The following is a 353-nucleotide window of genomic DNA, read 5'->3' as shown; positions in this document are numbered from 1 at the left end:
AGCCAGGTTTCGCTGATCACGTAGAGCGGATTGGCAAAGAAGCCGAGCAGGAAGCGCAGAGGCATCCAGGCCCAGACCTGCTGAATCCAGGCGATCACAACCAGGGTCAGGGCGGCAAGGATCGAACAGAGGATGGCAAGCCGCGCCCCGCCGGCGCGTCGCGAAAGCGCCGGAATGAGGGGCGCCGATATGATGAAACCCAGTGGCGTCATCGCCGCCGACAGGCCGATCAGGCCTGATGTCAGTCCCTGCCGCTCCAGGATGAAGCTCAGTAGCGGATAGGTCAGCCCCTGCGCCACGGCAAACACCGTCACTGTCGCGATAATGCCCGCCATCGCGGCCCATGGAACCCG

1 protein-coding gene is annotated in these 353 nt (G+C 64.0%); it reads right to left on the bottom strand.

From position 1 onward, the window contains the following. A partial coding sequence (locus tag AC5ZG1_RS44845) for an MFS transporter (protein WP_496136631.1) occupies positions 1 to 353 on the bottom strand: 353 nt, incomplete at both ends.

The organism is Bradyrhizobium sp. Leo78, from assembly GCF_059512425.1.
This window is presented reverse-complemented; position numbering and strand designations above follow the sequence as displayed.